General features: G+C 64.4%; 18 protein-coding genes and 1 tRNA gene. 5 read left to right on the top strand and 14 right to left on the bottom strand.

Annotated features, from left to right (window positions below; all coding sequences use genetic code 11):
* Window positions 1-31: 31 nt before the first annotated feature.
* From J7J08_RS01755 to ffh, 3 genes are all read right to left on the bottom strand, one after another.
* Window positions 32-820, bottom strand: a complete 789-nt coding sequence (locus J7J08_RS01755; RefSeq protein ID WP_214900936.1) for an aminotransferase class IV — start codon at window positions 818-820, stop codon at window positions 32-34.
* Complete coding sequence (locus J7J08_RS01750; RefSeq protein WP_214900934.1) at window positions 817-1893, bottom strand: nitronate monooxygenase; 1077 nt, start codon at window positions 1891-1893, stop codon at window positions 817-819. The genes J7J08_RS01755 and J7J08_RS01750 overlap by 4 nt, the downstream gene beginning before the upstream one ends.
* A gap of 112 nt (window positions 1894-2005) precedes the next feature.
* On the bottom strand, window positions 2006-3394 hold the full coding sequence (gene ffh, locus J7J08_RS01745) for a signal recognition particle protein (RefSeq protein WP_214900932.1): 1389 nt from the start codon (window positions 3392-3394) through the stop codon (window positions 2006-2008).
* Between the two features lie 138 nt (window positions 3395-3532).
* On the opposite strand from ffh, the gene ccsA reads away from it, so the two are divergent.
* Window positions 3533-4327 (top strand): cytochrome c biogenesis protein CcsA, encoded by a 795-nt coding sequence (gene ccsA / locus J7J08_RS01740; protein ID WP_214900930.1) that lies wholly within the window; start codon window positions 3533-3535, stop codon window positions 4325-4327.
* A 260-nt stretch (window positions 4328-4587) separates the two neighbouring features.
* Here ccsA and radA read toward each other — a convergent pair whose 3' ends face one another.
* The 5 genes from radA to cyoA form a co-directional block, all read right to left on the bottom strand.
* A complete protein-coding gene (radA, locus tag J7J08_RS01735) occupies window positions 4588-5964 on the bottom strand; it encodes a DNA repair protein RadA (RefSeq protein ID WP_214900925.1) in 1377 nt (458 codons plus the stop codon).
* A 143-nt stretch (window positions 5965-6107) separates the two neighbouring features.
* Window positions 6108-6455 (bottom strand): cytochrome o ubiquinol oxidase subunit IV, encoded by a 348-nt coding sequence (gene cyoD, locus J7J08_RS01730; RefSeq protein ID WP_214900924.1) that lies wholly within the window; start codon window positions 6453-6455, stop codon window positions 6108-6110.
* Window positions 6455-7096: a cytochrome o ubiquinol oxidase subunit III gene (gene cyoC, locus J7J08_RS01725; RefSeq protein ID WP_214900923.1), complete on the bottom strand. Its 642-nt coding sequence runs from the start codon at window positions 7094-7096 to the stop codon at window positions 6455-6457. Before cyoC ends, cyoD begins: the two co-directional genes overlap by 1 nt.
* The gene (cyoB, locus tag J7J08_RS01720) at window positions 7093-9090 is read right to left on the bottom strand and encodes a cytochrome o ubiquinol oxidase subunit I (protein ID WP_214901577.1); all 1998 of its coding nucleotides are present in this window, start codon (window positions 9088-9090) and stop codon (window positions 7093-7095) included. The genes cyoC and cyoB overlap by 4 nt, the downstream gene beginning before the upstream one ends.
* An 8-nt stretch (window positions 9091-9098) precedes the next feature.
* On the bottom strand, window positions 9099-10175 hold the full coding sequence (gene cyoA, locus J7J08_RS01715) for a ubiquinol oxidase subunit II (protein WP_214900922.1): 1077 nt from the start codon (window positions 10173-10175) through the stop codon (window positions 9099-9101).
* Window positions 10176-11064: 889 nt separating this feature from the next.
* Between cyoA and J7J08_RS01710 the strand changes: the two genes are divergently transcribed.
* Together J7J08_RS01710 and J7J08_RS01705 are read left to right on the top strand one after the other, a co-directional pair.
* A complete protein-coding gene (locus tag J7J08_RS01710) occupies window positions 11065-11397 on the top strand; it encodes a SymE family type I addiction module toxin (protein WP_214900921.1) in 333 nt (110 codons plus the stop codon).
* An 80-nt stretch (window positions 11398-11477) separates the two neighbouring features.
* The gene (locus tag J7J08_RS01705; RefSeq protein WP_214900914.1) at window positions 11478-11957 is read left to right on the top strand and encodes a hypothetical protein; all 480 of its coding nucleotides are present in this window, start codon (window positions 11478-11480) and stop codon (window positions 11955-11957) included.
* A 16-nt stretch (window positions 11958-11973) separates the two neighbouring features.
* Here the strand turns inward: J7J08_RS01705 and J7J08_RS01700 are convergent, their stop codons facing one another.
* Complete coding sequence (locus J7J08_RS01700) at window positions 11974-12978, bottom strand: 2-hydroxyacid dehydrogenase (RefSeq protein ID WP_214900912.1); 1005 nt, start codon at window positions 12976-12978, stop codon at window positions 11974-11976.
* 63 nt (window positions 12979-13041) lie between these two features.
* Here J7J08_RS01700 and J7J08_RS01695 point away from each other — a divergent pair, with 63 nt between their 5' ends.
* A complete protein-coding gene (locus tag J7J08_RS01695; protein ID WP_214900910.1) occupies window positions 13042-13353 on the top strand; it encodes a hypothetical protein in 312 nt (103 codons plus the stop codon).
* A 239-nt stretch (window positions 13354-13592) separates the two neighbouring features.
* On the opposite strand, the gene J7J08_RS01690 is transcribed toward J7J08_RS01695, so the two are convergent.
* The 3 genes from J7J08_RS01690 to J7J08_RS01680 form a co-directional block, all read right to left on the bottom strand.
* Window positions 13593-14792, bottom strand: coding sequence for a serine hydrolase (locus tag J7J08_RS01690; RefSeq protein WP_251006342.1), 1200 nt, complete (start codon window positions 14790-14792; stop codon window positions 13593-13595).
* A gap of 164 nt (window positions 14793-14956) precedes the next feature.
* The gene (locus J7J08_RS01685; RefSeq protein WP_214900908.1) at window positions 14957-16108 is read right to left on the bottom strand and encodes an Abi family protein; all 1152 of its coding nucleotides are present in this window, start codon (window positions 16106-16108) and stop codon (window positions 14957-14959) included.
* Between the two features lie 266 nt (window positions 16109-16374).
* A tRNA-Thr gene (locus tag J7J08_RS01680) sits at window positions 16375-16450 on the bottom strand.
* Window positions 16451-16595: 145 nt separating this feature from the next.
* Between J7J08_RS01680 and treA the strand changes: the two genes are divergently transcribed.
* Window positions 16596-18224, top strand: coding sequence for an alpha,alpha-trehalase TreA (treA, locus tag J7J08_RS01675; RefSeq protein ID WP_214901573.1), 1629 nt, complete (start codon window positions 16596-16598; stop codon window positions 18222-18224).
* Between the two features lie 198 nt (window positions 18225-18422).
* Here the strand turns inward: treA and J7J08_RS01670 are convergent, their stop codons facing one another.
* Both J7J08_RS01670 and J7J08_RS01665 read right to left on the bottom strand, forming a co-directional pair.
* Complete coding sequence (locus tag J7J08_RS01670; protein WP_214900906.1) at window positions 18423-19109, bottom strand: lysoplasmalogenase; 687 nt, start codon at window positions 19107-19109, stop codon at window positions 18423-18425.
* A complete protein-coding gene (locus J7J08_RS01665; RefSeq protein WP_214900904.1) occupies window positions 19106-20989 on the bottom strand; it encodes a peptidase M61 in 1884 nt (627 codons plus the stop codon). The genes J7J08_RS01670 and J7J08_RS01665 overlap by 4 nt, the downstream gene beginning before the upstream one ends.
* Window positions 20990-21094: the final 105 nt, after the last annotated feature.

Below are 21094 nucleotides of genomic sequence, written 5' to 3'. Positions count from 1 at the left end.
TAGCGCCGGCCGTTGGCCGGCCCAAGCGGTCTCAAACCGCCAAGGAATCCCAAGGCACCTGCATCAACACCGCCTTTGCCCGTTGGCACAACGCCTCCGACGCCGGCAGCACCGCCCCATCGACCCTTCCGATCGGCCACACCCCTGCCGCATTGCAGGCAATGGCCGCATCAAACCCCGCCAGATCGTCCAACCGCACCGGCGCCAGCTGCAGCTCGCCGCCCCACCCCGCCTGCAGCAGCCGCTCATGGGTGCCGCGCAGCGCCGGCGCCTGCGGCCAGACCACCCTGCCGTCGCGCGCGAATGCCACGTTCCAGGTGGTGCCTTCGCTGACCAGCCCCTGCGCATCCGCGAACAGGGCATCGTCGAAACCCGCCTGCAGGGCCTGGCGGCGGTGCTCAAACAACGGGAACGTACCCACGTGCTTCAGATGAGGCAGCTCGCGCTGGTACCGCACGCTGCAAATGCGCCGCGGCGATGCAGGTGCGGACGCAGGTGGCGCCACCGCCACCAGCACATCCACCGGCACCGGCTGCAAGGGCTGGCGGAAATCGAACGCGCGGGAAAACACCGTCACCCGCAGCGATGCGTCGGTGACGCCCTCGGCCTGCAGCGCCACCTGCATCCATGCCTGCACCTGGGTGCCCTCCAGGCGGCTGCCGAACAGTTCTTCGGTGCCCTGGCGCAGCCGCCGCAGGTGCAGATCGAGTCCCTGCACTGCACCGCCACGCACCTGCAGCGAGGTGAAATGACCGTAGTTCACCAGCGCGGCCGCCAGCTCATCGGCGCTGGCGCGGTGGCCGTTGCAGTACACGCTCATCCCAGCAACCCGCGCGCGCCGGACCACAGCGCCTGCAGCACGTCGGCGGCCGGCTTGTCCGGCGCCATCCACGCAGACTGCCCCGCCCACGCCTGCATCGCATCAATGCGGTGCTCGCGGTTGGCCTGGGCCCGCATCGGCGCGGTCAGGCCACGCTGCACCGGGTACGGGCGCGGCGACGGCGCGGTCGGGTCGGCCGCCGCACGCACATAGGGCGTCGCCAGGCCACGACCCAGGCGGCCGCTGAAGGCACGGGTCGGCCAGGTGTCTTCAGGCTCAGCTGCAGCCAGCGCCCGCGACCACGCCGGATCAATCGCACACTCGGGCGTGCGCAGAAACGCAGTGCCGATCTGCACCGCGCTGGCGCCGAGCATCAAGGCAGCGGCAATGCCGCGCCCGTCCGCGATGCCGCCTGCTGCGATCACCGGCACCCGCAGGCGGTCGGCCAGGCGTGGCAGCAGTGCGAACAGGCCGACCAGCTGGCGCTCGGCAGCCGCCGGATCGAAGGCGCCACGATGGCCACCGGCCTCGAAGCCCTGCGCGACCACCGCATCCGCGCCCGCTGCCTCGGCGGCCAGTGCTTCGGCCAACGTGGTAGCGCAGGCGAACCAGGCGATGCCGGCGCTCTTCAGGCGCTGCACCTGGGAGGCGCTGAAGACGCCCATGATGGTCGAGGCCACTGCGGGCGTTGCAGCGATCAAGGCATCGAACTGGGCGTCGAAATCGGCCGGGCCGGCATCGCCGGCATCGGCCGGTACTGCCGGCCCCCACTGCGCAAGGAACGCCCGGCTGGCGGCTTCAGCAGCGGCATCGCGCTCGGGCGCAGGATCGGGAATCCACACATTGACCTGCGCCGGGCCGCTGGACTGGGCGCGGAACGCGTCCATCCACGCCACGATGTCCTGCGGCTGCGACAGCACCGCACCCATGGCGCCCATGCTGCCTGCGTTGGCCAGTACGGCGGAAAGCAGCACCGGGCAGGCGCCGGCCATGGGCGCGAGCAGGATGGGTGTCTGCAATGAAAAACGCCGACAGAAACTGTCGGCGCGTTCCAGGATTCGCGGGTCGGTCATGCGGCGTACCTTGGGGTCGACTGATTACAGTCTACGCTCAGGGTTCCGTTGACACGCATGGCGTGTCCCTACGCGTCATCGCCATCCCGGCCATGACGCGCGTGGCGCGGGCTCAGCGGAAGGGCAGGCCGCCGCGGCCACCCATGGCGCCCATCATGCCCTTCATGCCCTTCATGCTGCGCATCATGCCCTTCATGCCGCCGCCGGCCATCTTGCTCATCATCTTTTCCATCTGCTGGTACTGCTTCATCAGCTTGTTGACGTCGGCCGGGGTCAGGCCGGAACCGCGCGCGATGCGGGCGCGGCGCGAGCCGTTGAGCAGGCCCGGGTTGCGGCGTTCCTTCCTGGTCATCGAATTGATGATGGCGATCATGCGCGGCACTTCCTTGCCCTGGCTGACCTGCTGCTTGAGGTGCTCGGGGATCTGGCCCAGGCCCGGCAGCTTGTCCATCAGGCCGCCGATGCCGCCCATGTTCTGCATCTGCTCCAGCTGGTCGCGCATGTCGTTCAGGTCGAACTTCTTGCCCTTGGCGACCTTCTCGGCCAGCTTCTGCGCCTTGTCCTTGTCGACCTGCTGCTCGACCTGTTCCACCAGCGACAGCACGTCGCCCATGTCCAGGATGCGGCTGGCGATACGGTCCGGGTGGAACACGTCCAGGCCGTCGAGCTTTTCGCTGACGCCGACGAACTTGATCGGCTTGCCGGTGATGTAACGCACGCTCAGCGCGGCACCGCCACGGGCGTCGCCGTCGGTCTTGGTCAGCACCACGCCGGTCAGCGGCAGCGCTTCACCGAAGGCCTTGGCGGTATTGGCCGCGTCCTGGCCGGTCATGGCATCGACCACGAACAGCGTTTCGGCCGGGTTGACCGCCGCGTGCAGGGCCTTGATCTCGGCCATCATCGCTTCGTCGATGGCCAGGCGGCCGGCGGTATCGACCAGCAGCACGTCCACGAACGACCTGCGCGCATCATCGATGGCCGCGCGCACGATGGCGTCGGGCTTCTGGTCGGCGCTGGACGGGAAGAACAGCACGCCGGCCTGGGCGGCCAGGGTCTTGAGCTGCTCGATCGCGGCCGGACGGTAGACGTCGGCCGACACCACCATCACCTTCTTCTTGCGCTTTTCCTTCAGGTGCTTGGCCAGCTTGCCCACCGTAGTGGTCTTGCCCGCACCCTGCAGGCCGGCCATCAGGATGATGGCCGGGGCCGGCACATTGAGGTTCAGGTCCGAGGCGGCCGAGCCCATCACGGCGGTGAGCTCGTCGCGCACCACCTTGATCAGCGCCTGGCCCGGGGTCAGCGACTTGAGCACTTCCTGACCGACCGCGCGCACCTTGATGCGCTCGACCAGCGCCTGCACAACCGGCAGGGCGACGTCGGCCTCCAGCAGCGCGATGCGGACTTCGCGGGTGGCCTCGCGGATGTTTTCCTCGGTGAGGCGACCGCGGCCACGCAGCCGCTCGATGGTGCCGGAGAGGCGCTGGGTCAGGGACTCGAACATGGAGGCAACCTGTTCAGAACGAAAGACAATGAGATCTACAGTATAGCGGGTCCCGCAGGTGCTCCTTCGGTTCGGCCGGGGTCCGCGTTGCCGGGCAGAGCCCGGCACTACCGGCCCGTGGTGTGCGAAACTGACACGATGACAATCGTTCTCATCGCGACCCTGCTCTACCTGGCCGCCACCGCCCTGCTGGTGCGCGCGGTGGTGCGCGATGACGCCGCCCGCACGCCCACCTGGCTGTGGCCGGCGCTTCCGGCCATGGTCCTGCATGGCAGTTACCACGCGCTGGTGGCCATGCACACCAGCGGCGGGCCGGACATGCACTTCTTCGCGGCGCTGTCGCTGGTGGGTCTCGGCATGGCCTGGCTGACCTCGCTGGTGGCCGCGCGCGGGCGCATGGCCGCGCTGGGCGTGCTGGTGTTCCCGATGGCCGCCGCGGTGCTGTGCGTCTATCACGGCTACGGGCATGCGCCGAGCCGCCCGCTGGGCTGGCAGCTGGCCACCCACGCCTGGATGGCGCTGCTGGCCTACGCCACCCTGAGCGTGGCCGCGCTGCTGGCAATCATGCTGTGGCTGCAGGAACGCGCCCTGCGCCGCCGCGATTTCCGCCCGTGGCTGCGCGCCCTGCCGCCGCTGGCGGACCTGGAATCGCTGCTGTTCCGGGTAATCGCGGTGGGCTTTGCACTGCTCACCCTGACCCTGGTCACCGGCGTGCTGTTTGTGGATGACCTGCTGGCGCAGAAGCTGGTGCACAAGACGGTGCTGAGCGTGCTGTCGTGGATCGTGTTCGGCACCCTGCTGATCGGCCGCCGCCGGTATGGCTGGCGGGGCGCCAAAGCGGTGCATTGGACGCTGACGGCGATGGCGCTGCTGCTGCTGGCGTTTTTTGGCAGCCAGTTCGCGATTGAACTGGTGTTCGGGCATACGCGGTAAGGCGGGACGCTGTTGGTAGGGGCGGTTCCCAAACGACGACGTGCATGGATGCACAAGTGGTGCGTTCGCAGGATGCGAAGGAGCACCACTGCCATGGAGCGTGCAACGTCCAGTAACGCATGACCCCGGAACGAAGGGCGCCTCTCTGGTAGAGGTCATGCGTCCCAGCACCGATCAACACCAAGTGCGATCGTTCGGGAACCGATCCTACCAACGGGGTTCGCCGACCGATGAGAACTGCCGGCACCTGATTCACCACCTCAGATCGCGTCGATGGCCTCGGACAATCGCTCCACTGCGATCACCTCCATCCCCTTCACACTCCCGGTCTTCGGCGCGTTCGCCTTCGGCACGATGGCGCGCTTGAAACCATGCGTGGCTGCTTCGCGCAGGCGATCCTCGCCGTTCGGCACCGGGCGGATCTCGCCGGAGAGGCCCACTTCGCCAAAGGCAATCGTCTTCTCCGCCAGCGGCCGGTCCTGCAGCGAGGACAGCACCGCCAGGAGCACCGGCAGGTCCACAGCGGTTTCCTGCACACGGATACCGCCCACCACGTTCACGAACACGTCCTGGTCGCCCACCAGCACGCCGCCGTGGCGGTGCAGCACCGCCAGCAGCATCGCCAGCCGGTTCTGCTCCAGGCCCACCGCCACCCGGCGTGGGTTGGACAGCGGCGAGGCATCCACCAGCGCCTGCACTTCCACCAGCAGCGGCCGGGTGCCTTCACGGGTGACCATCACGCAGCTGCCCGGCTGACGGGTGCTGCCGCCGGACAGGAAGATTGCCGAAGGGTTGGACACTTCCTTCAATCCCTTCTCGCCCATCGCGAACACGCCCAGCTCGTTCACCGCGCCGAAGCGGTTCTTGAACGCGCGCAGCAGGCGGAAGCGGCTGCCGCTCTCGCCTTCGAAATACAGCACCGCATCCACCATGTGCTCGAGCACGCGTGGGCCGGCAATGCCGCCCTCCTTGGTCACGTGCCCGACCAGGAACACGGCCGTGCCGGTTTCCTTGGCAAAGCGCACCAGCCGTGCGGCACTCTCGCGCACCTGGCTCACCGAGCCCGGGGCGGCGGTCAGCGATTCGGTCCACAGCGTCTGCACGGAGTCGGCCACGATCAGCTTCGGCCGCGCCGCGCTGGCGTGCTGCAGGATTGCTTCCACCTGGGTTTCGGCCAGTGCGTTGACGTTGTCCAGCGGCAGGTCCAGCCGCACCGCGCGGCCGGCCACCTGCGACAGCGATTCCTCGCCGGTGATGTACAGCACCGGGAGTGTCGCTGCCATCTTCGCCACCGCCTGCAGCAGCAGGGTGGATTTGCCGATGCCCGGATCGCCGCCCACCAGCACCACCGCGCCTTCCACCAGGCCGCCACCGAGCACGCGGTCGAACTCGCCGATGCCGGTGCTCACCCGCAGGTGTTCGGTCTGCTGCACGTCCTTGAGCGCCATGATCTTCGGTGCATCGACCTTGCCGGCCCAGCCCGAGCGGCGCGCCGCCGGTGACTTGGCGGCCGTCGCGCTTTCCAGCGTGATCTCGCTCAGCACGTTCCAGGCGCCGCACTCGGTGCACTGCCCCTGCCACTTGCTGTATTCCGCGCCGCATTCGCTGCACACGTAGGCGGTAAGCCGCTTGGCCATGTCCACTTCCATCTCGTCGTCTGTGCGGCAGGATAGCCGAGCCGCGTCGCAACAACCGAGACGCGGTTCGCCCGCCGGCAGCGGCCGCCCAGCAAAAAGGCCACCCGAAGGTGGCCTTTCTGCATGCATGACGTCCGCAGACGTCAATGCATCATGTGCACGTTCATGTTGTGCATGACCCACAGCGTGCCGGCGACGATGATGCCGATCACCACCACGGTGAAGGCCGCCGCGCTGACGTTCCAGCGCTGTTCCGACGAGCGGTTCAGGTGCAGGAAGAAGATCAGGTGCACGAAGATCTGCAGGATCGCCGCCACCACGATGATCACACCGGTGGTGAACACCGGCAGCCCGCCCTTCATCACCGCCCAGAACGGAATGATGGTGAGCACCGCAGCCAACAGGAAACCCACCAGGTACGACTTGACGCTGCCGTGGCTTTCGCCAGCGGCGCCATGACCGTGGTCGTGTGCGTGATTGTCATGTGCCATTACAGCGCTCCCTTCAGGTAGACGACGGAGAACACGCCGATCCAGATCAGGTCCAGGAAGTGCCAGAACAGGCTCAGGCACGCCATGCGGGTCTTGTTGGTCGGGGTCAGGCCGTTCTGCTTGATCTGGATGAACATGATCAGCAGCCAGAGCAGGCCGGCGCTCACGTGCAGGCCGTGGGTGCCCACCAGCGCGAAGAACGCCGACAGGAACGCACTGTGGTCCGGACCGAAGCCCTCATGGATGAGGTGGTTGAACTCCCACACTTCCATGACCATGAAGCCGAAGCCCAGCAGCCAGGTCAGGGCCAGCCACAGGTACATCTGGCCAACCTTGTGCTTGTGCAGGGCGATCATGCCCAGGCCGAACGTCAGCGAGGACACCAGCAGCAGCGTGGTTTCCCACGCAACGAAGGTCAGGTCGAACAGGTCCTTCGGACCCGGGCCACCGTTGGTGCCGCCGGCCAGCACGATAAAGGTCGCGAACAGGCTGGCGAAGATGAGGCAGTCGCTCATCAGGTACACCCAGAAACCGAAAACGGTGTTCTCGCCGGTGTCGTGGTGCTCGTGGTCGTCATGGCCATGGGCCGCCGCGTGCGCGGCGTGCCCGTGGTTCACGGTGTTGGCGATAGTGCTGCTCATGCCTGCAACTCCGATTTCACCAGACCCTGCGCCTGCAGGTGACGGCGGTGCTCATTTTCAATCCGCTCCACTTCGGCAGCCGGCACGTAGTAATCCACGTCCTTGTCGAAGGTGCGCCAGATGAAGGTACCGATCATGCCGACCAGGCCAATGATGGCCAGCCACCAGATGTGCCAGATCATCGCGAAGCCGAACACCAGGCTGAAGGCACCAATCACCACACCGGTGCCGGTGTTGCGCGGCATGTGGATGTCGGTGTACTTCACCGGGCGTTCCCACGCCTCACCACGCTGCTTGCGTTCCCAGAAATCGTCCAGCTCGGTGACCTTGGGCAGCGAACCGAAGTTGTAGAACGACGGCGGCGAAGAGGTTTCCCACTCCAGCGTACGGGCGTCCCACGGATCGCCGGTCAGGTCGGCGGTCTTCTTGCGGTCGCGGATCGACACGGCCACCTGGATGATGTGGCACAGGATGCCGGCGCCGATGATGAACGCACCGAGCATCGCAATGACCAGCAGCGGCTGGTATTCCGGGTTCGGGTAGCTCTGCATGCGGCGGGTCATGCCCATGAAGCCCAGGATGTACAGCGGCATGAAGGCCACGTAGAAGCCGATGAACCAGCACCAGAACGCGGCCTTGCCCCAGAACTCATTGAGGCGGAAGCCGAACATCTTGGGCCACCAGTAGGTGATGCCGGCGAACATGCCGAACACCACGCCGCCGATGATGACGTTGTGGAAGTGCGCGATCAGGAACAGGCTGTTGTGCAGCACGAAATCGATGGCCGGGATCGCCAGCATCACGCCGGTCATGCCGCCGATGGTGAAGGTGACCATGAAGCCGATCGTCCACAGCACCGGGCTGGTGAACTGCACGCGGCCGCGGAACATGGTGAACAGCCAGTTGAAGATCTTCACGCCGGTGGGAATGGAGATGATCATCGTCGTGATGCCGAAGAAGGCATTGACGTTGGCACCCGAACCCATGGTGAAGAAGTGGTGCAGCCACACGATGAACGACAGCACGCCGATGGTGGCCGTGGCGTAGACCATGCCCTTGTAGCCGAACAGCGCCTTGCGCGAGAACGTGGCGATCACTTCGGAGAACACGCCGAAGGCCGGCAGCACCAGGATATAGACTTCCGGGTGACCCCAGATCCAGATCAGGTTGATGTACAGCATGGCGTTGCCGCCACCGTCATTGGTGAAGAAGTGCGTGCCCAGGTAACGGTCCAGGGTCAGCAGCACCAAGGTGACGGTCAGCACCGGGAAGGCGGCGATGATCAGCACGTTGGTGACCAGCGCGGTCCAGGTGAACACCGGCATGTGCATCAGCTTCATGCCCGGGGTACGCATCTTCAAGATGGTGATGAAGAAGTTGATACCGCTCAGTGTGGTGCCCAGGCCTGCAACCTGCAGGCCCCAGATGTAGTAGTCGACACCTACCCCTGGACTGAACTCCTTGCCCGACAAAGGCGGGAAGGCCAGCCAACCGGTCTGCGCGAACTCACCCACACCCAGCGAGATCATCACCAGGCCCGCGCCCGCCACGAACAGCCAGAAGCTGAGCGAGTTGACGAACGGGAAGGCCACGTCGCGCGCGCCGATCTGCAGCGGCACCACCACGTTCATCAGGCCGGTGATCAGCGGCATCGCCACGAAGAAGATCATGATCACGCCGTGGGCGGTGAAGATCTGGTCGTAGTGGTGCGGCGGCAGGAAGCCTTCGGCACCGCCGGCGGCAGTGGCCTGCTGGACACGCATCATGATGGCGTCGGCGAAGCCGCGCAGCAGCATGACGAAGGCGACGATGAGGTACATCGCGCCGATCTTCTTGTGGTCGACCGAGGTGAACCACTCTTTCCAGAGATAGCCCCACAACTTGAACTTGGTGATCAGGGCCAGCACGAGCAGGCCACCGATCCCCGCGCCGATCAGCGTGGTGATGATGATCGGGTCGTGCGGGATGTCAGCGAATGTCAGTTTACCCAACAGATTCATGCTTATTCTCCCGAGCCTGCGTGACCGGCGTGACCGGCGGCGGCGTGCTCGTCTGCGGTGTGTTCGGCATGGTCGGCAGCCGCGGCGTCGGCCGGAGCCGCCGCTGCGTCGTGGCCTTCATGGGCAGCGGCCGGCATGTCGTGGCCTTCGTGGCTTTCGCCAGCGGCACCGTGCGACATCCCCTTGTGGTCCATGGCCTTGTGGTCCATGCCGTAGTGCTGGTTGTCACCCATGTGGCGGGCGACCACCCAATCGAACAGACCGGTTTCGGTGGTACCGAAGTAGGTCACCGGATGCCAGTCGTGGTTCTTGTCGGCCGCCAGCGTGCCAAAGGCGGCCTGGTCCATCGGGGTGCTCTGCGCACGCACCTTGGCCAGCCACGCCTGGTATTCGGCTTCGGTTACCGAGTTGGCGTCGAAATGCATCTTGCTGAAGCCCGCGCCGCTGTAGTGCGAGGACATGCCCGGGAAGGTGCCGGTCTCGTTGGCGATCAGGTGGAGCTTGGTCTCCATCCCCGTCATCGAGTAGATCATGCTCCCCAGGTGCGGGATGAAGAAGGCATTCATCACCGTATCGGACGTGATCTTGAAGTTCAGCGGGGTGTTCACCGGGAAGGTGATTTCGTTGACCGTCGCGATGTTCTCTTCCGGGTAGATGAACAACCACTTCCAGTCCAGCGAAATGGCTTCAATCACCACCGGCTTGGCCTCGGACTCGAGCGGACGGTACGGATCCAGCGAGTGCGAGGAGCGCCAGGTCAGCACCGCCAGCACCAGCACGATCATGCACGGGATCGACCAGACGACCACTTCGATCGCGGTGGAGTGCGACCACTTCGGCTCGTAACGGGCCTTGGTGTTGCTGGCACGGTACTTCCAGGCGAAGGCGAGGGTCATGATGATGACCGGCACGACGACCAGCAGCATCAGCACGGTGGCCGTGATCAGAAGGGTCTTCTGGTCATGGCCGACCTGGCCTTTCGGGGCCAGAATGGCCGAGCTGCAGCCCGTCAAGAACACGGACAACGCGAACAGCAGGCCCGGGCGCAGCCAGCGCCCAAGGGATTTCAACGGAATCATCGGTCGATCCAATTGCGTAGGGAATGCCTTCTCACGCGCGCCCCGCCAGCCAAAGCCGGGTGTACCGGTCCCAGGGGGGCGGCACGGAGGACGTTCATGTCAGCCCCCTAATTTTATGCCGTCACGCACCATTTAAGAAAGGCATTGACAATGATCTGGCGCAGGAAAGGCCTGCAAATGGCTGCGACACGTTGTCGCACTGCGCGCAGACCGCCCGGATCGGCACAGCTTGGGCATCATGTATAGACATGAATCGTTCACGGCAGTAATCGGCACCACCGGCCCTCCCCGGCCGCCCGCCCCACCCGAACCCGCCCTCGCGCGCCGCCGGGTACACCGCGAACGAACACCGGACTGCCGGGCCGGGCACACGGCCGTCGGAAACCGGGCCGTCGGCGCCGTAGGGTCGGCTCCCAAACGACTGCCCTTGCACCACCCACACCCGGTAACGCATGAAAACTGATCAAAACCGCTCTTGATCTTGCCCGCCATACCCAGCACGCGGCACCCACCGGACCGATTACGACGCGCCGAAACACCTTCCAAACCAAATGATGCACGTCGGCACCCAACAATTTTTGTGCCCTGGCTCACACACGAACGCCGCAATTCCCGCGTTTCCGTGCCACACCCGACAACCAGTAGATACAGCCTACTGAAATCGCAAACCCAACAGACACAATCGATTTCGCGTCTTCATCATCGATGGGCAAGGTTCTCCCCGGAGCTCAAAACTCCGCAAGTCGAAAATAGTGGTGTCCCATGTCGGGAGGGCGGCTAATACAAGACCCTTCACGGGGAATATGCCCGCCGTATGACTTGCACGGTTTTGACCTCCCGACGCCCTCGCCCTCACCGGCGAGGGCCATTCCCTGTTGGAGGAGCGAAGATGAAACCCAAACCCGTCCAGTGGCCCGAAGACGAAGACGAAGTCGTCCTGCTGCTACCCCGCTGCACACCCCGCTACACCCCCAGCTATCACCACAACGTACGCGCCGTGCCCCAGCTGGGCGAGCACGACCGCGACCACTTCGGCCCCTACCCCATGGTCACCCTGCGCGGGGCCTGGCTGCGCAAGTTCGGCTTCGAGGTGGGCGTGCACGTACGAATCGAAGCCACTCCCGGCCAGATTCTCCTGCGCCCGCTTTGGAACGACGATCCGCCCGTCCACGAGAATCCCAAGAAGCCCGTCGTGCGGTATGTCGAAGTGGAAGATCGGTAACCGGGGACCATTTGACAGCCCCCGGTTACTGACCTAGCGTCCGAGCTGCCGTTCCCGCGTCCAGACACCAGGAAGTCTCAATGAACGTAAAGTTGATTGGCAACTCTCTATTGATTGGAACGATTCTGCTGGCCTCTATTCCGGAGGCAGCCACGGCAGCCGCACCGGTTGAACAGACCTCGCTCGCAGTAACTCAGGTTTCAACGGACGTCGACAGGGCGTCCTTTGTCGAACGGCTTACCACGACCTTCCAGACGATGGCCGCCTCGGAATCCACCGAGGCACGTGCCGCAGGCATCCAGTATCTGGACGCCATCAAACAGCCCGGCATTACTGGCCTTATCGAGCAGTTCTCCTACCCGCCGAAAACCACGGATGCGCGGTGGCAGCCGGGATCGACCCGGGTAAGCCAGTGGTGCGGAACCAAAAGTGGCTACCTCCGTGTCTACCAGGTGACAGAGAAGTACATGGAAACCACGCGAAACGGCAGTTCACGCTCCTGGGTACCGGTGCAGAACAGCGCGACGATGGTTGCTACGTGTCCCGACAAGCTGGCCTGAGCCCTGCAGGGCCAGCCTAGGCAGCCACCACCCTGTTCTGGCATTCCGCCCCACTGGCGAAATCGCACAGGTTGCGCAGGGTGATGCTGCAGATCTCCTGCAGCGCCTCAACGGTAAAGAAACCCTGGTGCCCAGTGACCAGCACATTCGGGAAGGTCATCAGGCGCTGGAAGAGATCATCATCGATGATCTCGCCAGACAGATCCTGGAAGAACAGCGCGCTTTCCTGCTCGTACACATCAATGGCCAGGTGGCCGAGATGCCGCGACTTCAGCGCGCGCACCACCGCATCGGTGTTGACCAACGCGCCGCGCGAGGTATTGACCAGCATCGCGCCGGGCTTCATCAGCCCCAACGATTCCTCGTTGATCAGGTGATGGGTCTGCGGGGTAAGCGGGCAATGCAGGGAGACGATGTCCGAACGGGCAAGCAGCGTTTCGAGCGATACGCTTTCGCCGAAGGCATCGAATGCCGGTGACGGGTACGGATCGAAGCCCAGCACCGTGCAGCCCATGCCTTCAAGAATGCGCGCCGTCGCCAGACCGATCTTGCCGGTACCCACGATTCCCGCCGTCTTGCCATGCAGCGTACGGCCCAGCAGCCCATCCAACATGAAGTTGCCCTCGCGCACCCGGTTGTAGGCGCGGTGGGTCTGCCGATTGAGGGTCATGATCAGTGCCAGCGCGTGCTCGGCCACGGCTTCGGGCGAGTACGCCGGCACCCGCGCCACGAAAAGACCCAGCTTCTCCGCAGCCGCGATATCCACATTGTTGAACCCCGCACAGCGCAGCAGCACCGCCCGCACGCCATGCGCGTGCAGGGCCTGCAGGACCGGCGTATCCAGGCGGTCATTGACGAACACGCAGACGGCATCGAAGCCCTTGGCTAGCGCGGCGGTCGACCCATCCAGCGCCACATCGAAGTAGGCCAGCTCGAAGCCCTGCCCCGCATGGTCGCGGGCATTGACCTCATCCAGAAAATGGCGGTCGTAGGGACGGGCACTGAAAACGGCGGTCTTCATGGGGTAGCCTTGGCCAGACGTGATCCCCAGTAAACCAGAATGCCGCCCCGGAGAATATCCATCATGCGCCCCCTGTCACGCGCCAGACTACTGACCGCCGCAACCACCGTGCTGATCGTGCTGATGGCATGCAACCCGCAGCTGCTGCCCCTGGTTCCAGTGCTGGATGCCGTGGGCCTGGATGTGCTGGTGCTGTTGCTGGGCGCGCAGATGGCTGCAACGCTGCCTTGGTTGCGCGCCCATGCGCCTGGCGCGCTCCGCTTGGCACGTCTCGCTGCGGGCGCAGTAATCGCGGGATTCGTGGGTGGCTACCTGCGGCAGTTGCAGGTTGGCTTTGGGCAAGGAACATTGCTGGTTGTACACCGGCGTGGGTGACGACATCGCCTGTCTCAACCTGTGACGCTGGACGGCAGAACGCTCTGCCCCATTAGCACAGGCTACGACCGACGCATCGCGTACGAACCATCACAACCCTGTGCGACCCGCTGGATATCGATGCGCGTTGCCTGTCCGATCTCGGCATTCGCCTGATGCAGGGCTGCCGGTTCGGCCGACAACGATTCAAGCATGCCGCGCGCGAGGCCGATATTCTCTGAGGGATTTGATGGCGCGGTTCACCGCAGGGTACTGGCCACCTTCAGGACGTCTGCAGTAAACGATGCGTAATCGTCCACCGGCGCCGTGTGGCTGTCGCGCTGATGGATCAAGCGCACCGCCACCAATCGCTTGTCCGGAACGATCACCAGATATTGCCCAAGGTAGCCGTTGGCAGCGTAGGCAACGGTCGGGCCACGCTGGATATCGAACAGATCGCCGAGTTTGAGCCCGCGACCGGTGACCTCGCTGCCGTACTGCTGCGGCCAGTCGGGACCCAGACTCTCGGCCAGGAAGGCGATCAATGCGGCCTTGCTGTCGAATACCCTGCCTTGGGTAGCCAATAGTGCCTGCTGGACCGGGGCGCTGACACCATGCTGGGCAAGCACGCCGCTCATCCGCTCGTTCGCCTGGTATCGCTCCGAGGCGGGTATTCGCCACCACAACAGCCCCACGTCCGCCGAGCGCGCGCTTTCTGCCATGAGCAACGCAACCGATTGCTCGCTGAGCACCCGCTTCCCGAGCGGGGTTACACCGCGGTCGAGCAGCATCTGCCCGATCGCTGCCAGATCCGGCGCGCTCAGTGACAAGCCTGCCATGCCCAAGGGCGTGCCGGCGTCGTCCTTCATCCACTCGTACTGCGTGATGCCCAATGGCTCGAACAGCCTTGATGCCAGGTAGACATCCACCGGCTGCCCTGCCAGATGCTGGACGATGCCAGGCAGCAGGTTGGTGGCTTTGTTGTTGTAAGAAAACACGGCACCCGGCTCGCCGCTCAGTTCCGCGGCAAGCGCCAGCTTGACCAGGTCCGGCGCACCTTCCAGCTCCTGGCCGGCGTTTGCCACGTTCTGCAGGCCGGAGGTGTGGTCAAGCAACATGCGTACCGTGATGTCCTTCTTTCGCCCCTGTTTCCACTCGGGGTAAAGGCTGCTGACCGGTTCGTCGATGGAGGCAAGTTTTTCATCGTCCAGCAGCAGGACGATGGCGAATGCCAGCACAGACTTGGTCGCCGACATCAGGTGAACCCGCTCCTGTCCTGCGGCCGGCTTGAGCTCAAGCAGTTTCTTTCCGTCTTGCCTCAGGAGCACGGCATCAGAATGCGCCGCGCGGGCATTGCGCTCGACATTGGCGACCGCTTCGGAGGCCGTGGTCGCGCGGGCCATGCCGGGGACGACCAGCGCCAGAGTCATGGCGAAGAACAATACGCGGACTGCGGTCATGAGCACTTCTTCCAATGAATGCCGCTGCAGCATGGCTACACGCATAGGCACCCTGTAGTGCCGTAAGTCACGCGTGGCTGACGAAGGTGCTCAGCCGGTGCAACGCATACACTGCATCACGTACGGGTTCTACTCCGATGTTCTGACTGAAAATGTGGTTTGGCTCAGATATCCGTCATCAGGTCCAGCATACCGTCCGCGAAGCGCTTCCTCGTTTCAGATGCGTTTGGACTGTCTGAAAATGCAAGGATCGTCTCCCGCGAAACAGCGAACGCCTCCAGCGTGGCAGCACAGACGTGGTCCAGCCCAGGCTCTACTACGCTTGGGCCTGAAGTAATCGGAAACTTGCCTCGCGGAAAACCCTCGTCAGGGAAGCCCATGGACTTTGGCGTCAGACCGGGCAAGCGCGGCATCGCGTCGATCACATCCGCGACCTTTGCCAACCACTGGGAGCCAGGCCCGATCGCCTTCAACAGATACCAGACTACCGCGATCAATCCGTAGAAGCGCTCCTTCGCTCGCTGATCCAGACGCAGCTCATTGAAATAGCCACGTCGAGGCAGCATGAGTACCCGCGGATTGGGCCGATTGCACAAGCGTGCGTGATGCGCGCAGCGGTTCCGCACAACATTCAAATTGATCAACCAGTTGTCGACAACATTTCTCTCGACGATGCCAAGGCGTGCGCAGATGCTGTCTTGGTGATTTGGGCTCAATATGCTGTAAAACTTTGAGATCGCTCCGAAGTCCCACGCTTCGCTGGCAACCCATATCGGCATTGGCTTGTTCGCCTTGAGATGCGAACGGATGCTTTCCTCGTGACTCTGCGTTATCAACTTTTCGTGCCGCGCCAACCAGCCCGCATACAGCGGCAGCGTGCCCGCGGGGTCGCCCGGTCTTGCCACCAACGCCGACTTCACGACGTTGGCACGATTCAGATGGGCAAGAGGATCATGTCGCCCCAATTCATGCGAAATGATGGTCCGCAGATGGATCTCGATGCGCTCCAATGCATCTCCCATCAGCATCCTGAGCGATTTATCCATCAGGTAGAACTGGAACACGGCCTCGAATGAAGTATGGGCCTGAAACTCATCAAGCTGATGAAATACTTTTCCCCGCTCGTGGCGCTCTATCCAGAAACGCCGGGAAGAGTGCCAATAACCCGACAGATGGTAATAGCCTACCTGTGCGATCTTACGTATCGCCCTGTCTCTGTCGCCGATGATCATCCCTCTCGATTCAAGGATGTCGACCAGATCGGGATAGTCCTTGAACGGCTTTACCGCAATGGTGGGTTTCTCGGCTTCTGTCACGTCCCGGTGATCCGATTTTCAGGCAAAAAAAAGGCCAAACCGTCACTGACGCTGGGTCAGGAGGGGATTTGGCTCTGTTGGCCGGGATACTATGTCAGGCGGGCCTAACAGTCAACCACCCCCGTTGACTTCAGGGAACGCGGCGCGTTCGACCGGTCAAATGCGACTTTGCGTTTGTGCAGGGACCGATTCCGACCTCATCCCGATAGGAGTCGAAACACTGCAAACAAAAAGCCCCGACCAAGGCCGGGGCATTTCGCTGCATCTGGTGCCGGAAATAGGAATCGAACCTACGACCTACGCATTACGAATGCGCCGCTCTACCAACTGAGCTATTCCGGCTGAGCAGGCAATTCTAAGGTGCGCGGCGCAGGTGGTCAATTGCGGGCACCCCTGCCCCGGCAACGCCCGGCCTGCTTGACGTTCGGGGCACCGGGCGTTGACGCGTCCGGCCCTACAGTGGGCCCGTTGCCCTTTGGAGAGCCCCATGCGCCCCTGCACCCGCCTGGCCAGCCTGCTGTTTGCCTCCCTGTTGTGTATTGCCCCGACGGCGGCCGAATCAGCCGCCCCGGCGCCACCGCCCGCGCCACCGGACCAGCAATGGCAGCCGCTGTTCCAGCAGGTCCAGGGCGCGCACCTGTTCAAGGACCAGAAGACCTTCGCGGACGCCGTTCCCACGGCCGATCCCCGGGTGATCCTGGACAAGTGGCAACTTGAGCGGATGCAGCCGGGCTTCTCGCTGGAGGCGTTTGTCGCCGCGAACTTCACGGCGCCCGTCGAAGGTGCGGCCTACGTGCCGCCCGCAGGCGAGACCCTGCGCGCCCATATCGAGGGCCTGTGGCCGGTGCTGACCCGCACCACCCAGACGGTGGACCCGCGCGGTTCGCTGCTGCCGCTGCCCAAACCCTATGTGGTGCCAGGCGGGCGCTTCCGCGAAGTGTATTACTGGGACAGCTACTTCACCCTGCTTGGCCTGGCCTCCAGTGGGCGCTGGCAGCAGGTGCGCGACATGGTGGACAACTTTGCCTGGCAGCTGGACCAGTACGGGCATATTCCGAATGGCAACCGCAGCTACTACCTGAGCCGTTCGCAGCCGCCGTTCTTCAGCTTGATGGTGGATCTGCTCGCTACCCATGAGGGCGATGACGCGTATCGCCGGTATCTGCCGCAGCTGCACACCGAGCATGCGTTCTGGATGCGTGGAGCGGAAGGGCTGGCGCCGGGGGCGGCCAGTGAGCGGGTTGTGCGGATGAATGATGGCAGCCTGCTCAACCGGTATTGGGATGCGCGGGCGGTGCCGCGTACGGAGTCGTGGACGGATGATCTGGCGACGGCGGCAACGGTGCCGGACCGGGCGCCTTCGCAGGTGTACCGGGATCTGCGCGCCGGGGCGGAGTCGGGATGGGATTTCAGTTCGCGGTGGTTGGTGCATCCGGCGGAACTGGGCAGTATCCACACCACCGAGATCGTGCCGGTGGATCTGAACAGCCTGCTGTTCCATCTGGAGACGACGATTGCGCGGGCGAGTCGCGCAGCGGGGGAACGTTCGGCGGCGCGGGATTTCGCGCGGCAGGCGGAGCAACGCAAGCGGGCGATCAACGTGCTGCTGTGGGACGAACGGCAGGGGTGGTATGCGGATCGGGATCTTGAACGTGGTACGCCCCGCCCTGCGCTCACGGCTGCGGCGTTGTTTCCGTTGTGGCTGGAGGTGGCGAGCCCGGTGCAGGCGCGGCGTACTGCCGAAGCGGTGGAGACGCAGTTGGTCCGTGCGGGTGGGTTGTTGACCACCACCGAGAATACCGGGCAGCAGTGGGATGCGCCGAATGGGTGGGCACCATTGCAGTGGGTGGCGGTGGATGGGTTGCAGCGGTACCGGCAGGATGCGTTGGCGCGGCAGATTGGCGTGCGGTTCCTGCGGACGGTGCAGACGGTTTATGACCGTGAGGGGAAGTTGGTGGAGAAGTATGTGGTGGATGGGTCAGCTGGGGGTGGTGGCGGCGGTGAGTATCCGTTGCAGGATGGGTTTGGGTGGAGCAATGGGGTGGCGTTGGCGTTGTTGGATCGGTTGTGTGTGGAAGGGAAGCGGTGTGAGTCGGCGGGGGATGTCGGGGAGTGAGCGAGAGCCAAGAGCGCATCTCCGGCCGGGGTCATGCGTTACCGCAGTGACCGGCAAGGTCGGCAGTCGTTTGGGAACCGCCCCTACCAGAGCCGTGCCATGCCAACAGCCCAGGTAAAGCCGCCACCACAGCCGCGCCATGCAGACAGCAACGCCAGTCGTCCAACCCCAGTCATCCCACCAGGCGCGCGTGAGCCGTTATCGCACCGAGCGGGCTATGCAGTATTGCGCCGCGTAGTAGGTGCTTAGTACGCACAGTGTTGCGGCTGGGAGGCCGCCTCCGAAGCGGTCCCAGGCTAGTACGGAATCGCTGATTACGAAGAGGACGGCGCCGATTGCGGCCCATCGGGCGCTTGCCGGTACGGATGACGTTGATGCGCGCTTCGTCCATGCGCGCGCCAATGCGAGTGTTGCCATCAGCGCGAGCACGATCACGTAAACCACTACCGGGATGCGCAGCTCGTTGGGGAGCAGCGGCCACAGGCCGGACAGGTTGATGCCGGCGAATACGGCCAGTAATGCAGCTGCGAACAGCAACCCACGCCCAGCCCTGAAGCCGGCGCGGAAGGCGACGATGTAGCACAGGTGCGCGAGCAGGAAGGCGATCAAGCCCGGGACGAACGCGTCGAACGGCAGCATCAGGGCGATGTCGCCGATGCAGGAGAACGCCATGCCGAGCAGGATGGCGCGGGCGTAGGTGCGGTTGGCGGAGGGTGCGTCGGTTGCCGGCCAGAGGCCGGCACTACGTAGGACCATGCCGGCAATCAACAACGTGGCCAGCGGCTTGGCGATCCAATGCAGCCAGCGGCCGTCGCCGTCCAACGACGCGCCGATGATGGCGGCCACCGCCGCCAGCAGGATCGGCACGTCGCGGCGCAGGCTCATCGCGCTTTCCACAACTCGGCGAGGCGGTCCGGTTTGCCGGCGATGCGCTGCAGCGAGGGGTACTGCAGGCCGCCGTGGTAATCGAGCTTCACCGTGTCGATGCGGTCGAAGTTGCGCACCAGCAGGGTGAGCGGCGCCTTGTCGGTCTTGGCGGCGGCCACGGCGTCCTTCAGGTCTTCGCCTTTGAACACGCGGCCGTTGAGCGCGAGTACGGTCATGCCCGGGGCCAGGCCGGCGTTGAAGGCCGGGCTGTCCCACAGTACGTCGGTGATGGCACCCGCTTCGGTCACCGTCACGCCCACCGAGTACAACAGGTTGGTGTTCTTGGCGCGGGTTTCCTGCGCCTTGAAGGCGTCGTTCGGGGTGTCGGTGTAGACCAGTTTCCAGCCGGCCGCTTCCAGCCCGCCGGTGAGCGGGCCGTGGCCGTCGAGGCGTTCGCGCAGGAAGCTGGCCCAATCGAACGGGGCAATGCCGTTCAAGGTGCTGACCACTTCTTCGAACGTATAGGGGTTCACGTTCCAGTCGCCGTCGTGCATGCCGAAGAAGGCCTTGGCGAAATCATCGATGCTGCGCTTGTTGCCGGTCAAGGCGCGCAGCTTGCCTTCCACGTCCAGCCACACCATCTGCCCGCCGGAGTAGTAGTCCTCGCTCATCTGGTAGTTGCGGTACGCCAATGCGCGGCGCTGGGCGATGGTGGGGTCGTTGGTGGTGTCCTGCACGTTGCGCCAGGCCAGGCCGGGACGACCGCGATCATAGGTGGCTGCGACATTCGCCAGCATGTCGCGGGTCTGGTCGGTGCTCCACAGCCCCGAACGCGCGGCCAGTACGTGGCCCCAGAACTGGGTCTGGCCTTCGTACACCCACAGCAGGCTGTCGCCCATGGGCACGTTGAAGTTGGCGGTGATCAGGTCGGCGCCCCGGCGGTACTTGCCGTTCCAGGAGTGGTTGAATTCGTGCGGCAGCAGGTCGCGCCCGAGCCAGGTCTTGTCCCAGTCGGTGAAGTAGCCGGTGTCGCCGCTGTTTTCGCTGGAACGCTGGTGTTCCAGGCCGATGCCGCCGAGCTTGCTGGTGAGTGCAAGCAGGAATTCGTAGCGGTCGAAGTGTCGCGCACCGTAGAGCTTGTACATCTGCCGCACCAGCGCGCGGTGCGCCTGCAGCTGTTCGGGCTTGGCGACCAGCGATTTGGCATCGTCGGCGAAGACGTTGAGGTGCACTGGCACCTTGGCGCCGGGGTCGAGGTCGAACTGCTGGTAATGGCGACCGGCGAACAGCGGCGAATCCACCAGGTGGTCGTAGCTGATCGGCTTGAACACCACGGTGTCGCCGTCGCGGCGCTCTGTGTCCAACGCGGTGGCGTAAGCCCAGCCCGGCGGCAGGGTGACGCTGGCCTGGGCCTGGATGTTGCGGGTGATCACGCCCGCCGGGTACAGCGAGTTGGCGTTCCACTGCAGGTTGAGCATTTCCGGGGTCATCACTACCCGGCCCTGCCCTGCGCCCTGTGACGAGAGGAACTTGAATTCGGCTACGACGTTACTGGCGCCTTGCGGTACGTCCACGGTGAAGGCGTAAACGTTGTAGGGGTCGCGTTTCCAGGCCAGTGGTGTGCCGTTGGCGGTGACCACCAGGCCGGCGAGTTTGTCGATGGGGCCGCTGGGGGAATGCGCGCCGGGCAGCCACTGCGGGTACAGCAGGGTGAGCGGGCCGGGTTGCGCGGGGACCGTGGCCTTGACCTTGAAGATGCGGTGGGCGATGTCGCGGGCGTCCACGTCGATGCGCAGCAGGCCGGGGAAGGCGATGTCCTGCGGCGGGGGTGTCTGCGCGTGCACGCCGGTGGCGGTGGCGGCGAGAAGCACGGAGAGGACGGCGGCACGCAGTTTCATCGGGGTGGGTTCCGGCATTCGAATTGATCGATGCTAGACCTGCGTGGCGTACAGCCCCATGGCCAAAGGTCATGCCTTCGTCGCACGGATGGTTGTTATCGGCGG

The organism is Stenotrophomonas sp. ISL-67, from assembly GCF_018612915.1.
In the GTDB taxonomy this organism is placed as follows: Bacteria; Pseudomonadota; Gammaproteobacteria; order Xanthomonadales; family Xanthomonadaceae; genus Stenotrophomonas.
Note: the sequence above shows the minus strand (reverse complement) of the source record. Positions and strands in the feature narration are given on the sequence as shown.

What these genes read in the sequence shown, in the direction of transcription:
- J7J08_RS01755 (WP_214900936.1), bottom strand. Translation starts at nt 820, where the DNA reads ATGAGCGTGTACTGCAACGGCCACCGCGCCAGCGCCGATGAGCTGGCG.
- J7J08_RS01750 (WP_214900934.1), bottom strand. Translation starts at nt 1,893, where the DNA reads ATGACCGACCCGCGAATCCTGGAACGCGCCGACAGTTTCTGTCGGCGT.
- ffh (WP_214900932.1), bottom strand. Translation starts at nt 3,394, where the DNA reads ATGTTCGAGTCCCTGACCCAGCGCCTCTCCGGCACCATCGAGCGGCTG.
- ccsA (WP_214900930.1), top strand. Translation starts at nt 3,533, where the DNA reads ATGACAATCGTTCTCATCGCGACCCTGCTCTACCTGGCCGCCACCGCC.
- radA (WP_214900925.1), bottom strand. Translation starts at nt 5,964, where the DNA reads ATGGCCAAGCGGCTTACCGCCTACGTGTGCAGCGAATGCGGCGCGGAA.
- cyoD (WP_214900924.1), bottom strand. Translation starts at nt 6,455, where the DNA reads ATGGCACATGACAATCACGCACACGACCACGGTCATGGCGCCGCTGGC.
- cyoC (WP_214900923.1), bottom strand. Translation starts at nt 7,096, where the DNA reads ATGAGCAGCACTATCGCCAACACCGTGAACCACGGGCACGCCGCGCAC.
- cyoA (WP_214900922.1), bottom strand. Translation starts at nt 10,175, where the DNA reads ATGATTCCGTTGAAATCCCTTGGGCGCTGGCTGCGCCCGGGCCTGCTG.
- J7J08_RS01710 (WP_214900921.1), top strand. Translation starts at nt 11,065, where the DNA reads ATGAAACCCAAACCCGTCCAGTGGCCCGAAGACGAAGACGAAGTCGTC.
- J7J08_RS01705 (WP_214900914.1), top strand. Translation starts at nt 11,478, where the DNA reads ATGAACGTAAAGTTGATTGGCAACTCTCTATTGATTGGAACGATTCTG.
- J7J08_RS01700 (WP_214900912.1), bottom strand. Translation starts at nt 12,978, where the DNA reads ATGAAGACCGCCGTTTTCAGTGCCCGTCCCTACGACCGCCATTTTCTG.
- J7J08_RS01695 (WP_214900910.1), top strand. Translation starts at nt 13,042, where the DNA reads ATGCGCCCCCTGTCACGCGCCAGACTACTGACCGCCGCAACCACCGTG.
- J7J08_RS01690 (WP_251006342.1), bottom strand. Translation starts at nt 14,792, where the DNA reads ATGACCGCAGTCCGCGTATTGTTCTTCGCCATGACTCTGGCGCTGGTC.
- treA (WP_214901573.1), top strand. Translation starts at nt 16,596, where the DNA reads ATGCGCCCCTGCACCCGCCTGGCCAGCCTGCTGTTTGCCTCCCTGTTG.
- J7J08_RS01670 (WP_214900906.1), bottom strand. Translation starts at nt 19,109, where the DNA reads ATGAGCCTGCGCCGCGACGTGCCGATCCTGCTGGCGGCGGTGGCCGCC.
- J7J08_RS01665 (WP_214900904.1), bottom strand. Translation starts at nt 20,989, where the DNA reads ATGAAACTGCGTGCCGCCGTCCTCTCCGTGCTTCTCGCCGCCACCGCC.